This is a genomic window from Herbaspirillum lusitanum P6-12 (assembly GCF_000256565.1).
GTDB classification, from domain to species: Bacteria; Pseudomonadota; Gammaproteobacteria; order Burkholderiales; family Burkholderiaceae_D; genus Herbaspirillum; species Herbaspirillum lusitanum.
In genome coordinates, this window is sequence record NZ_AJHH01000409.1 from 1 (window position 1) to 12,856 (window position 12,856).

Consider the following 12,856-nt stretch of genomic DNA (forward strand, 5'->3'; position numbering starts at 1 on the left):
GGCGGCCGTTCTCGGTGTCGTACACCGCGACCAAGCATGCGATCACCGGCCTGACCAAGTCGACTTCGCTGGACGGTCGCCGCTACGACATCGCCTGCGGCCAGATCGATATCGGTAATGCCTCGACCGACATGACCGAGCTGATGAAGAAGGGCACCTTGCAGGCCGATGGGTCGACCCAGGTTGAGCCGACCATGGATGCCGGCCATGTGGCGAAGGCGATCCTCTACATGGACAGCCTGCCGCTGGATGCCAATGTGCAGTTCATGACGGTGATGGCGACCAAGATGCCCTACATCGGGCGTGGTTGATTCACGATGCCAGGGGCCGCGATAGGCCAAAAGAAAAACGCGCCGCCAGGAGAATCTGCGGCGCGTTTTTTATAGCGTGTGTATGCGGCTTCAATCCGCTCCACCTTTCATGCCCTGCCACTCCGGCGTGAGCTGCATGGAGATCCCGAACATGTCCAGCACGCGCCCCAGCGTATGGTCCACCATCTCTTCCATGGAAGCAGGGCGCTGGTAGAAGCCGGGCAGCGGCGGGAAGATGATGCCGCCCATTTCGGTAACGCTGGTCATGTTGCGCAGGTGGGCCAGATTGAACGGCGTTTCACGCACCATCAGCACCAGGCGGCGGCGTTCTTTCAGGACCACGTCGGCGGCGCGCGAGATGAGGTTGTCGGACAGGCCGTTGGCGATGGCGGCGAGCGTCTTCATCGAACAGGGCGCAACGATCATCCCCGACGAGGCGAACGAACCGCTGGCGATCGAGGCGCCGACGTCGCGCACCGGATGGACCACATCGGCCAGCGCTTCGACGTCCTTGCGGCTCATGTCGAGTTCCTGGTGCAGGTTCAGCACACCGGCTTCGGACACCAGCAAATGGGTTTCCACATCCGCCTCGCGCAGCACGTCCAATAGCCGCACGCCGTACGCCACGCCGGTCGCGCCGGTGATGGCGACGATCAGGCGTTGGCGGGGCGGCGTGGAATTTGTAGCGATGGACAGGAGATCAGTCCTTGAACAGGGTTTGCAATTCGCCCGATTCGTACATTTCGCTCAGGATATCGGAGCCGCCGATGAATTCACCCTTCACGTACAGCTGGGGAATGGTCGGCCAGTTCGAGTATTCCTTGATGCCCTGGCGCACGTCGGCGCTTTCCAGCACGTTGACGGTCACGATGTTTTCCGCGCCGCTGGCCTTGAGCAATTGGATCGCCTTGCCCGAGAAGCCGCATTGCGGGAATTGCGCCGTGCCCTTCATGAACAGCACGACGGGGTTTTGGGTAACGGTTTCCTTGATCCAGGATTGGACTTCGCTCATGACTACACCTTCAAAAAGTTCGCAATGCCGCCATTATATGAAAAAGCGGGCGCGTGCGTTGGAGTCGGACGGGCGACTTGTCTTGCGGTTGGTGAAATATTGTCTTCGGGAAATGCTTTGTATCAAAATCATTTTCCTGATCCGAAGGGCTGTGGAAAAGATAAGGTCGCCATCGGCGCCTTCAAGTCGAAGCCCACCGCGAAGCCCACCGACGAGGTAAATTATTTATATCCTATGCGGATTTTCTACCGGGCAATGATCGCCGGTGCGGGGACATGAATGAAAAAGGGCGCTTGCGCGCCCTTTTTCTGTTGCCGGTCCAGTCCGCCGGCTAGTTGGCTATCACGAGGCAGATGCGGAAACCGGTTCTTCCGGCAGGCGTTTTGCCATCGAGTGATGGTTTTGTACGCGGTCCTTGTGCTTGATGACCTGGCGATCCAGCTTGTCGATCAGCATGTCAATGGCGGCGTACAGGTCGTGTGCAATGCTCTCGGCATGCAGGTCTTTCCCCTTGATATGAACGTTTATTTCTGCTTTCTGGCGTTTTTCTTTTTCGGTCAGCTTGTCTACGCTGAGAATGACACTGATGTCGATCACATGGTCAAAGTGGCGCTTGATGCGCGTCAGCTTGTTTTGCACGTACTCGCGGATGGCGGGGGTCAAATCGAGGTGATGGCCACTAATGGTCAGATTCATACAGCACTCCTATCGTGAGATTGCTGGAGGTTCTTACGCATTGTCCGGTTGCTTGCAGGCAGCACCAGAACAAAACACCCGAACTCAACAGAACACAGCAACGATGCTTTGCTTCAGAAAAACTTACAGAGATTTGCGGAGATTCACCGGCGGGATTTTGAGCACTTCGCGGTATTTCGCGACGGTCCGTCGCGCCACCACCATGCCCTGTTCCGCCAACATATCTGCAATCTTGCTATCAGAGAGTGGGTTCTTAGGGTCTTCTGCTCCTATCAGTTGTTTGATGAGAGCCCGTATCGCAGTGGAGGAAGCTTCACCTCCGGTTTCTGTTGCGACGTGGCTGCCGAAGAAGTATTTCAACTCAAACATGCCATGCGGGGTCAGCATGTACTTCTGAGTCGTTACACGAGAAATAGTGCTCTCGTGTAGACCTAGTGTATCAGCTATTTCGCGCAACACAAGGGGGCGCATGGCAACTGCGCCATGTGAAAAAAAGTTGCGTTGCCTCTCAACAATTGCCTGGGCGACACGCAAAATCGTGTCGAAGCGCTGACGCATATTTTTAATCAGCCACTTGGCTTCCTGCAGCTGCGAACCGAGCGATCCGTCGCCCTTGGTTTGCTTGAGCGCATTGGCGTACATGGCGTTGACGCGCAGTCGCGGCATCACGTCATGGTTGAGCAAAACCTGCCAGCCGTCCTTGGATGCTTTGACAATCACGTCGGGCACGACGTAGTCGGACCGGCCCGAGGCAAACACCGCGCCGGGATGCGGATGGCACTGGCGGATCACGGCTTGCGCCTCGCGCAGGTCTTCATCGTCGCAACCGAGCGCCTTCTTGATCTTGTTGAAATCGCGCTGGGCGAACAGCGCCAGATAATCCTCGACGATGGTGAGCGCGAGCCGGCGTGTGACAAAGGCAACTTTCGGCAGGCGCCGGATCTGCAGCGCCAGGCATTCCGAAGCACTGCGCGCGCCGACGCCGGCCGGATCGAAACTCTGCAGCAGCTTCAGCGCAATGGTCAGTTCGTCAAGTTCGATTTCCAGTTCTTCGGGCAGGCGTGCGTGGATTTCTTCCAGCGGCTCTTCGAGATAACCGTGGTCATCAATCGCATCGACGATCAGCTCGATCAATGCGCGATCGCGCAGGCTGCGTACGGTGAGGCGGGTCTGCTCCTGCAAGTGTTCGCGCAAGGTGACGTCGTGCGCTTCGAGTTGCGGGCGTGAGTCTTCGTCGTCGGGCGTCTTGCCGGTGCGGGCGACGTCGTCGAAGCTCCAGTCGGCGTCGCTGCCGGCATGCTCGTCGCCGGCCGGGCTGTCCTGCGGATCGCCGGCTTCGCCTTCAGCGGGCGCGGCGCTGGGCGCGCTGTTCTCGACCGGCTCGGCCTGCGCCGAAGGCGAGCTGCTGAGGGCGCCGTCGGCCAGCAGCCGCACGGAATTGTCGAGCGCGTCGTCGAGGCGTTCCAGCAGTGGATTGTCCGACAGGATCTGTTCCAGTTCCTGATGCAGCTCCAGTGTCGACAGCTGCAGCAAACGGATCGACTGCTGCAACTGCGGCGTCAATGCGAGATGCTGGGAGGTGCGAAGCTGGAGGGATTGTTTCATTCAGTTTTCAGTTGGCCGCAAAAATTGCGTGCAGATTACATGCGGAAGTGTTCGCCGAGATACACGCGGCGCACGGATTCATCGGCGATGATGTCGTCGGGGCTGCCGCTGGCCAGCACGGTGCCCTGATTGATGATGTAGGCGCGGTCGCAGATGCCCAGTGTTTCGCGCACGTTGTGGTCGGTGATCAGCACGCCGATGCCGCGTTCCTTGAGGAAGCGCACGATGCGCTGGATCTCGATCACGGCGATCGGATCGATACCGGCGAACGGTTCGTCGAGCAGCACGAAGCGCGGATCGGTCGCGCCGCCGGACAGCGACAACGCCGGGCTTTCGCGCAGCTTCTCGATCTGCAATTCGTGCAGCAGGCTGTTGAGGCGGCCTTCGATTTCATCGCGGCTGAGCGACTTGCCGTCTTCCTTGCGCAGTTCCAGCACGGCGCGGATGTTGTCTTCCACGTTGAGCTTGCGGAACACCGAGGCTTCCTGCGGCAGATAGGACAGGCCGAGTTGCGCACGCTCGTGGATCGGCAAGCGCGAAATCGCCGAACCGTCGAGGTCGATCTCGCCGCCGTCGGACGGCACCAGGCCGACAATCATGTAGAACGAGGTGGTCTTGCCGGCGCCGTTGGGGGCCGAGCAGTCCGACCACTTCGCCGCTGGCGACCTCGAGCGAGACATCGCGCACGACCTGGCGGGCGCCGTAGCTTTTTTGCAATCCGCGTACAACCAGAGAACTGATCGCCATGTTATTGGCCCTTCGAAGAATCGACGCGCGGCTGGATGATCGCGGTGATGCGACCGCCGCCGGGTTTGCTTTCGCCGGTGTTGGTGTTGTTGACCGAATAAAACTCGGCGCGGCTGTCGTAGGAGATGAACTCGCCGTTGACCTCGTCGGTCACGCGCGGGCCGTCCATGCGCTGCATATGGGCGCGCGTAAACAGTTTCGAGATTTCAGTCTTCTCGCTGTATTCGATGCGTTCGGCCTGGCCTTCGATCCACAGGTTCGGACCGCCGTCGCGCTTCTGGCGGAAACTCGCCAGTTGGCCCGGCGCTGCGTACAGGATGGCGAATTCATAGCCGGCCGGATCGGTGGTCAGCACCACCTTGCCGGCCTTGATCAGCAGCGTGCCGCGCGTGAGCACGACGTTGCCGGTGAAGGTCTTCACCTGCTTGACGTCGTCGTACACCATTTGCTCGGCTTCGATGCGGGTCGGCTTTTCCGTGTCGGCGCGTTCGGCGCGGGCGATGCCGGCGACGCTCATCAGAAGCACGGTGAACAGCGGCAGTAGGGATGTCGTTTTCATAGGATCCTGCGCAAGTATCTCGTTTGATTGTGCCAATTGGCGATAGGGGCTGAGGGCTAACGGCTAACGGGACGGACGTGAGCGCGGCTGGTACGTGCCGCGCACATTGTGGAGCAATTGAAATTCCTGCGTCGCGTTGTTGGCGATCATGCCGGTGCCGGTCATGATGGATTGACCCATCGTGATTTCCACCGGCTTGTCGGTGCGGGCGATGTCTTCATCGGGCAGCAACAGAAGGTATTCGGTTTTCAGGTGCATGTCTTCGGCAGTGCCGAACGCAGAGCGATCGGCGTTGACGTTGTCATACATGTGGATCTTGCTGTTGTCGTCTTCAATTCTGGCGCGCTGCGAACGCAGGGTCATCGGCGGCTTTTCCTTGGTCAGGCTGGTGATGACGGGCAAGGTCACTTCGAACGAATCGTCGGTCGGGAAATGCACCATCTTCTTGCCGGTGATGTCGTAGCGCGGCTGACCGGTCTCGGACATCTTCACGTAACTGAAATCTTCAACGTAATAATCCGGCTTGCTGCGCGGACGCGCGGCCAGCGTGTCGTCGGTATTGCGCCGCATGACTTGCAGCACCCAGAAGCTGCCCAGCGCCAGCGCCGTCAGCACCACCAGGATGACGATCAGCCGGATGCGCTGCGCTGAGCGTTCGCCGCTGCGGTTGCTCATGCCAGGTAAGCGGCCAGGGCCGCCTCGTAATAGCCTTGCGCGGTCAGGATGAAGTCGCAGACTTCGCGCGCTGCGCCGTTGCCGCCGGCGCTCTCGGTGATGTAGTCGGCGCGTTGCTTGACGTCGTGATGGCCGTTGACGACGCAGGCCGTGAAGCCGACCTTGGTCAGCACCGGTAAATCGATCACGTCATCGCCCAGGTAGCCGCAGGCAGACATCGCGATACCGGTTTGTTCCAGCAACTGCGCAAACGCGACGCGCTTGTCGTGCACGCCCTGGAACACATGGGCGATGCCCAGGTCCTTGGCGCGGCGCAGAACGATCGGCGATTGGCGCGCCGTGATGATGGCCGTGGCGATGCCTCCGAATTGCTGCAGCATCTTGATGCCGTGGCCGTCGAGCGCGTTGAAGCGCTTGACCGGTTCGCCTTCCGGGCCGTAATACAGGCCGCCGTCGGTCAGCACGCCGTCGACGTCGAAAATCATCAGCCGGACTTGCCGGGCGTTGGCGATTGCGGCCGCGCTGGCCTTGCTGAATCGATCCGTCATCAGATTACCTTGGCACGGGTCAGGTCGTGGATATGCAGCGCACCCACCAGCTTGCCCTGGGCGTCGGCCACCAGCACCTTGTTGATGCGAAATTCTTCCATCAACTGGACGGCGTCGACCGCCAGCTGATCGGGATTGATGGTGCGCGGACCGCGGTGCATGATGTCGGCAATCGACGACTTGGTGAAATCTTCACCGCGCTCCAGCAAGCGGCGCAGGTCGCCATCGGTAAACACGCCGATAGGGCGGTTGTCGTCGTCGATGACGGCGGTCATCGCCATGCCCTTGCGGGTGATTTCCATCAGCGCCGCCGACAGCGACACATCCGGCTTGACCGCCGGAATGGCGTCGCCGGTGCGCATCACGTCGCGCACGTGGGTCAGCAGGCGGCGGCCCAGCGCACCGCCGGGATGCGAGCGGGCAAAGTCTTCTTCGAGGAAGCCGCGTGCGTCCAGCAGCGATACCGCGAGCGCGTCGCCCATCGCCAGCGTGGCGGTGGTGCTGGCGGTAGGGGCCAGGTTGAGCGTACAGGCTTCCTTGGCGACGCCGACGTTCAGGTGGATCGCCGACAGGCGCGCCAGGCTGGAGTCGTCGTTGCCGGTCATGGCGATCAGGTAGGCGCCCATGCGCTTGATGATGGGTACGATGGCCATGAGCTCGGCGGTCTCGCCGGAATTCGAGATGGCGATGAAAACATCGCCAGGGGTGACCATGCCGAGATCGCCGTGCGCGGCTTCGGCCGGATGCATGAACAGCGCCGGCGTGCCGGTGGACGCGAAGGTGGCGGCGATCTTGCGGCCGATATGGCCGGATTTGCCAATGCCGGAGACCACCACGCGGCCCTTGCATTCGAGCAAAATGCCGACGGCGCGGGCCAGCGGTTCGGCATCGGCGTCCGACATGCGGGATTTCAGCGCCAGGATGGCGTCGGCTTCGATCTGGAGGGTTTGACGGGCGAGCTCAAGCGCGCGCTGGGCGCGTTCTGCAGAAAAAGATTTTGGCAAGATTTTGGCTTCGGTTACACTCATAACCGAAGTATAAACGAATTACGAAAGCAAAAAACTTGCCAGAAGTAACCTCGTGTAGCGTCAGGGATGCCATGTCGCGGAATCCGGCGCGGCAACCTGCGGCGCAAACGCATGAAAAACCTGGGGACCAGGCTGGTCGCAGCAGAGATGCTGCAATGCGATACCGATCGGAATCCATGGGCGGCAGGCATGATTCTGGCTTAAAGGCCTTGTGGCCTCCACATTAAAAATTGCTTCGTTTTCCACTACATGTTTTCAGGACTAGAGCTCACTCTTTTTCTACTCGGCGCCGCAGTGCTTGGGGTTGTCGCTTTTCGAATGATGCATCTGCCGCCGATGCTGGGTTATCTCGTCGTCGGCATCGTGATCGGCCCACACGGACTCGGTTTTGCCGACGACAATGAAACCACGCACGCGCTGGCGGAGTTCGGCGTGGTGTTCCTGATGTTCTCGATCGGGCTGGAATTCTCGCTGCCCAAATTGTCGGCCATGCGGCACATCGTCTTCGGCCTGGGCGTGGCGCAGGTGCTGGCGACTATCGCGGTGGCCATGGTGTTCGGCTGGAGCGCTGCCTACATCCTCCCGCAACTCAATGAAATCAGTTGGCCGGCGGCGTTTGCGCTGGGCGGCGCGCTGGCGATGTCGTCCACCGCGATCGTCTCCAAACTGCTGACCGAGCGGCTCGAGCTGGAAACCGAACACGGCCGCCGCATCCTCGGCATCCTGCTGTTCCAGGATCTGGCGCTGGTGCCGCTGCTGATCATCGTGCCGGCGCTGGCCAAGAATTCCGGCAATCTCGTCGTCACGCTGGCCTGGGCCTCGATCAAGGCGCTGGTGGTGCTGGCGCTGCTGCTGTTCTTCGGCCAGAAGCTCATGCGCAGCTGGTTCCAGATCGTCGTCAAGCGGCGCTCGCAGGAACTGTTCATGCTGAATCTGCTGATGATCACCCTCGGCGCCGCCTGGATTACCGAAAAAGCCGGCCTGTCGCTGGCGCTGGGCGCGTTCATCGCCGGCATGCTGATTTCCGAAACCGAATACAAGCACCAGGTGGAAGAAGACATCAAGTCCTTCCGCGACGTGCTGCTCGGGTTGTTCTTCATCACCATCGGCATGCTTCTGAATGTGCACCTGGTGCTGGAACACTGGTGGCTGGTGCTGCTGCTGCTGGTCGGCCCGGTGCTGCTCAAATTCGTGCTGATCGCCGGTCTGGCCAAACTGTTCGGCTCCACCACCGGCGTGGCGTTGCGTACCGGCCTGGCGCTGGCGCAGGCCGGAGAATTCGGTTTTGTGCTGCTGAACCAGGCGGGCGGCCTGCAACTGATGGATCCGCTGCTGATCCAGGTCATCCTGGCGTCGATGGTGCTGTCGATGCTGGCGGCGCCGTTCCTGCTGGCCAAGTCCGACGCCATCGTGATGAAGCTGTCGGCCAACGAATGGATGCTGCAATCGCTGGCGCTGACGCAACTGGCCACGCGCACCATGTCGAGCCAGAAGCACGTCATCATTGCCGGCTTCGGCCGTAGCGGCCAGAGCCTGGCCAAGCTGCTCGAAGAAGAAGGCATTCCCTATCACGCGCTGGAAATGGACCCGGACCTGGTGCACGACACCCGCGAAGCCGGCGCCAATGTCTCCTACGGCGACGCCGCCCGCCGTGAAAGTCTCGTCGCCGCCGGCATTCACCGCGCCGCTGCGCTGGTGGTGACCTACGCCAGCACGCCCTCGGCGCTGAAGGTTTTGCACCACGCCAACGAACTGGCGCCGACCTTGCCGGTCATCGTGCGCAGCCACGACGATGCCGATCTCGACAAACTGCTCGAGGCCGGTGCCACCGAAGTCGTCCCCGAAGCGCTGGAAGGCAGCCTGATGCTGGCCTCGCATGCGCTGGTGATGCTGGGTGTGCCGCTGCGCCGCGTGGTGCATCGCGTGCAAAGCGCGCGCGACGAGCGTTACACCTCTTTGCGCGGCTATTTCCACGGCGCCTCGGACGTGCCCGAAGACAATGACAACCTCAACGTGCGGCTGCAATCGGTCGCGCTCAACGAAGGTGCCAGCGCCATCGGCAAGACGCTGTATCAGGTCGCGCTGGAGCAATTCGACACCGAAGTCACCATGCTCAGGCGCGGCAAGCTGCGCGTCGGATTCACGCCGGACACCGTCTTGCAGACCGGCGACATCGTGGTGTTGCGCGGCACCGGCGAAAACATCCTGCGCGCCGAAAAACGCCTCCTCAAAAAGTAAATCGCGGACCTGAATGGAAATCCTTGAACGCATCACCGGGATCATCCTTCCCGTCTTCGCCATCATCGCCATCGGCTACGGTTATGCGCGCTGGCGCGGCGAAGTAGTGCGTTCCGACATGGCCTCGGTCAATCGCGTATCGATGGAGGTGCTGGCCCCGCTGATGGTGTTCAGCGCCTTGTCGGCCAAGGATTTCGACCTCGCCCACAATGGCTGGCTGATCCTTGCCAGCGTGATCATTTCGCTTGGCTCCGCGCTGCTGGCCTGGCCGGTGGCAACAATGCTGGGCTACGACAAGCGCACCTTCCTGCCGCCGATGATGTACAACAACGGCGGCAACATGGGCGTGCCGCTGATGCTGCTGGCGTTCGGCCCGGAGAGCCTGTCGGCGGCGGTGGCCTTGTTCACGGCGGCCACCTTCGTGTATTTCTCGCTGGGCATCAGGATGCTGCAGCATGGACGCGCGATCACCACCCGTCCCGGATCCTTCCTCAAGCTGTTCAAGAGCCCGATCATGGTCGCCATGGTGCTGGGCGTCTTGTTCGCGGTCTTGCACGTGCCATTGCCGCCGCCGGTATTTTCGGCGATGAAGCTGCTCGGCGAGGCCAGCATCCCGATCATGCTGTTCGCACTCGGCGTGCGCATGATGGACATCAGTTTCAAGAGCTGGCACATCGGCCTGGTCGGCGCGGTGACGTGTCCGCTGGTCGGACTGGCCGTTGCCTTCGCGCTCGATCAGGCGTTGCCGTTGACGGCAGGCCAGCGCGGCCAGATGTATCTGTTCGGCGCCTTGCCGCCGGCGGTGTTGTGTTTCATGGTGGCGGAACAATATCGCCAGGAACCGGACAAGGTGGCGTCGATCGTGCTCATGGGGAACCTTGCAGCGCTGATCTTCGTGCCGCTCGGTCTATGGTTGGGATTGCAACCTTCAATCCGTTGAAATAAGCTCTGCGCCGGGCCTTGTTTTGCGTATCTTGGTACGGGAAATGCTTACAAAATAGGGCACTCCGGGTGCTTAATCGACTGTAAGGAAGTTGTCATGTTCAAGAATTTTTCCATCAAGGCGCGGCTCGTTTTTGTCGTCAGTTTCCTGTCCTTGTTGCTGGCATTGTTCGGCGCCGTCGGCCTGACCAGCCTGCAACAAACCAATTCCGCATTGAAATCGTTATACGAAGACAGGGTGGTTGCACTCGGGCAACTGGCGCAGGTGACCACGGCCGTTGAATCCGGCCGCTACGCCATTTCGACGGCCATCGTCGGCGACTCCGGCGAAATCGACAAGAACATGGATGCGCTTGAGAAGACGCTGCAAGACGGCGAGAAGGTTTGGCAAGCCTATCTGGCGACCTCGCTGACCGCGGAAGAAAAGCAGCTCACCGAGCAATTCACCGCGCAAAAGAAGAAGTTCATCGCCGAAGGCGTCAAACCCGCTGTGGAAGCGCTGCACAACCGCGACTTCCAGGGCGCAACCGACCTGTACAACGGTCCGCTGCTGGAAATATTCAAGCAGATCAACGTCACCATGGCCAAGCTGACCCGCTTGCAGCAAGACGTCAGCAAGCAGCTCTACAACGAATCGCAGGCGCGTTACGACACCTTCCTGACCCTGACCATCGCCGCCATCGTGATTGGATTGTCGGTCGCGCTGATCATGGGAATCTGGCTGGTGCGGGCGATTTCCGGACCGCTCAATGAAGCCGTCCGGGTGGCGCGCGGTGTGGCCGACGGCGACCTGACGCAAGACATCATGGTGCATTCGCGCGACGAAGCCGGCCAGCTCATGGAGGCCTTGAAAACCATGAACGCCCGCTTGCAGCAGATCGTCGGCGAAGTGCGCGTGAGCACCGACACCATCTCCACCGCCTCCAGTGAAATTGCCAGCGGCAACCTCGACCTGTCCGCACGCACCGAAAGCCAGGCCGGCTCGCTGGAAGAAACCGCCTCGGCCATGGAAGAGCTGACCTCGACCGTCAAGCAGAACGCCGACAACGCGCGCCAGGCCAATCAACTGGCCGCGTCGGCCTCGCACATCGCGCAAGAGGGCGGCAACGTCGTCAGCCAGGTGGTGGTGACGATGAACAACATCAACGATTCGTCGAAAAAGATTGTCGACATCATCAGTGTGATCGACGGCATTGCATTCCAGACCAACATCCTGGCGCTCAATGCGGCGGTGGAAGCCGCCCGCGCCGGCGAACAGGGCCGCGGCTTCGCCGTGGTGGCGTCGGAAGTGCGCAGCCTGGCGCAGCGCTCGGCTGCCGCCGCAAAAGAAATCAAGACCCTGATCGACGACTCGGTGCAGAAGGTCGGCGAGGGCAGCAAGCTGGTCGAGCAGGCCGGCGTCACGATGGATGAAGTGGTCGCCAGCGTCAAACGCGTGACCGACGTCATGGGCGAGATCACCGCTGCCAGCCAGGAGCAAAGTTCGGGCATCGAAGAAGTCAACCGCGCCATCACCCAGATGGACGAGACCACGCAGCAGAATGCCGCGCTGGTCGAACAAGCCGCCGCTGCGGCGCAATCGTTGCAGGACCAGGCGCAACGCCTGACGCAGTCGGTCAGCGTGTTCAAGCTGGACGGCAATCGCCAGTTGACATCGACGCCGAAGACGTCGACCCCGGTGCGCACGGTCGACATCACGCCGCGTCCGGTAGCGGTCACCGCGGAGAAGAAGCCTGCGGCCACTGTGGCTAGGACGGCGAAGCCCGCCGTTGCACCGGCTTTGCCCGCGAGTGCGGCGGTCAAGCCGAACGACGACGACTGGGAACAGTTCTGACGCGTTAGTTCTGACGCGTTTCTTCGGGACGTAAAAAAAGGTGTTGCCGGCAATGGCAACCCCCTTTTTTTGTGCGCAGTCAGTTCGTCGTCAATCCAGCGCGATATCTTCCGCCGCCGCCGAGCGCGTGCCCGCAATCGGCGCATTGCTGCGGCCGTGATAGGCGAACACCACCGAGGCCTTGACCTGGTCCGAACTGTTGCGACCGGCGGCATGGAACAGGCCGCTGTGGAACAGCACCACGTCGCCTTTTTCGAGCGGCACGGAAATCCCCTGCGCAAACAGCGCCTGGTTGGCCGGTACTTCCGGACGCAGGAAATCGAGTTCGTCCATCTGGTCCGGTTGCAATTGCAACAGGTGCGAACGCGGGATGAACTTGAGGCCGCCGTTGTCGGCGTGTTCCGGACCCAGCGCCAGCCAAACCGAAATCAGCTCATTGCGCGGGAACGACCAGTAACGGATATCGCGATGCCAGCCGGTTGCCGTGCCGAAGGTCGGATGCTTGGTCATCACGCAATTGTGATGCGCCAGCGTGACGCTGACCGGCTCCTCGAACAGCTGATGCAGCGCCGCCACCAGAGACGGATTGGACGCCCACGCGCGGAAATGATCGTCGCGCTGCCAAGCCGCGCGCAAGCGTCCGCGGGGCGCGGCGCACTAA

General features: G+C 61.1%; 13 protein-coding genes and 2 pseudogenes. 5 read left to right on the forward strand and 10 right to left on the reverse strand.

The annotated features are described in order from the left end of the window. Positions 1-311 (forward strand): SDR family oxidoreductase (locus HLUSI_RS0113295; RefSeq protein WP_016834445.1); only part of this gene is annotated, 311 nt, incomplete at its 5' end. A 90-nt stretch (positions 312-401) separates the two neighbouring features. Here the strand turns inward: HLUSI_RS0113295 and HLUSI_RS0113300 are convergent. Then, complete coding sequence (locus HLUSI_RS0113300) at positions 402-938, reverse strand: UbiX family flavin prenyltransferase (RefSeq protein WP_414086820.1); 537 nt, start codon at positions 936-938, stop codon at positions 402-404. A 73-nt stretch (positions 939-1,011) separates the two neighbouring features. Beyond that, entirely contained in the window at positions 1,012-1,323 is a 312-nt protein-coding gene (gene grxD / locus HLUSI_RS0113305) for a Grx4 family monothiol glutaredoxin (protein WP_016834447.1), read from the reverse strand. A gap of 24 nt (positions 1,324-1,347) precedes the next feature. Here grxD and HLUSI_RS32680 point away from each other — a divergent pair, with 24 nt between their 5' ends. Then, on the forward strand, positions 1,348-1,602 hold the full coding sequence (locus HLUSI_RS32680; RefSeq protein ID WP_157137852.1) for a hypothetical protein: 255 nt from the start codon (positions 1,348-1,350) through the stop codon (positions 1,600-1,602). Positions 1,603-1,665: 63 nt separating this feature from the next. Here HLUSI_RS32680 and hpf read toward each other — a convergent pair whose 3' ends face one another. From hpf to HLUSI_RS0113340, 7 genes and pseudogenes are all read right to left on the reverse strand, one after another. Then, entirely contained in the window at positions 1,666-2,019 is a 354-nt protein-coding gene (gene hpf, locus HLUSI_RS0113310) for a ribosome hibernation-promoting factor, HPF/YfiA family (RefSeq protein ID WP_016834448.1), read from the reverse strand. Positions 2,020-2,142: 123 nt separating this feature from the next. After that, positions 2,143-3,624 carry an RNA polymerase factor sigma-54 gene (locus HLUSI_RS0113315; RefSeq protein ID WP_016834449.1) on the reverse strand — a complete coding sequence of 494 codons (1,482 nt, stop codon included), beginning with the start codon at positions 3,622-3,624 and terminating at the stop codon, positions 2,143-2,145. Positions 3,625-3,659: 35 nt separating this feature from the next. Continuing rightward, a pseudogene (gene lptB, locus HLUSI_RS28540) lies at positions 3,660-4,371 on the reverse strand (LPS export ABC transporter ATP-binding protein). A gap of 1 nt (position 4,372) precedes the next feature. Then, positions 4,373-4,930, reverse strand: a complete 558-nt coding sequence (gene lptA / locus HLUSI_RS0113325; RefSeq protein WP_016834450.1) for a lipopolysaccharide transport periplasmic protein LptA — start codon at positions 4,928-4,930, stop codon at positions 4,373-4,375. A gap of 63 nt (positions 4,931-4,993) precedes the next feature. After that, a complete protein-coding gene (gene lptC, locus HLUSI_RS0113330; protein WP_016834451.1) occupies positions 4,994-5,605 on the reverse strand; it encodes an LPS export ABC transporter periplasmic protein LptC in 612 nt (203 codons plus the stop codon). Then, positions 5,602-6,153, reverse strand: coding sequence for a KdsC family phosphatase (locus HLUSI_RS0113335; RefSeq protein WP_016834452.1), 552 nt, complete (start codon positions 6,151-6,153; stop codon positions 5,602-5,604). Before HLUSI_RS0113335 ends, lptC begins: the two co-directional genes overlap by 4 nt. Then, a complete protein-coding gene (locus HLUSI_RS0113340) occupies positions 6,153-7,181 on the reverse strand; it encodes a KpsF/GutQ family sugar-phosphate isomerase (protein WP_016834453.1) in 1,029 nt (342 codons plus the stop codon). Before HLUSI_RS0113340 ends, HLUSI_RS0113335 begins: the two co-directional genes overlap by 1 nt. A gap of 249 nt (positions 7,182-7,430) precedes the next feature. On the opposite strand from HLUSI_RS0113340, the gene HLUSI_RS0113345 reads away from it, so the two are divergent. From HLUSI_RS0113345 to HLUSI_RS28545, 3 genes are all read left to right on the forward strand, one after another. After that, positions 7,431-9,419, forward strand: coding sequence for a cation:proton antiporter domain-containing protein (locus HLUSI_RS0113345; RefSeq protein WP_029363487.1), 1,989 nt, complete (start codon positions 7,431-7,433; stop codon positions 9,417-9,419). Positions 9,420-9,432: 13 nt separating this feature from the next. Beyond that, complete coding sequence (locus HLUSI_RS0113350) at positions 9,433-10,359, forward strand: AEC family transporter (protein WP_016834455.1); 927 nt, start codon at positions 9,433-9,435, stop codon at positions 10,357-10,359. A gap of 99 nt (positions 10,360-10,458) precedes the next feature. After that, positions 10,459-12,195, forward strand: coding sequence for a methyl-accepting chemotaxis protein (locus tag HLUSI_RS28545; RefSeq protein WP_016834456.1), 1,737 nt, complete (start codon positions 10,459-10,461; stop codon positions 12,193-12,195). A 90-nt stretch (positions 12,196-12,285) separates the two neighbouring features. On the opposite strand, the pseudogene HLUSI_RS28550 reads toward HLUSI_RS28545, so the two are convergent. Further along, positions 12,286-12,834, reverse strand: a pseudogene (locus HLUSI_RS28550) (phytanoyl-CoA dioxygenase family protein); the annotation flags it as partial. Positions 12,835-12,856 lie beyond the last annotated feature (22 nt).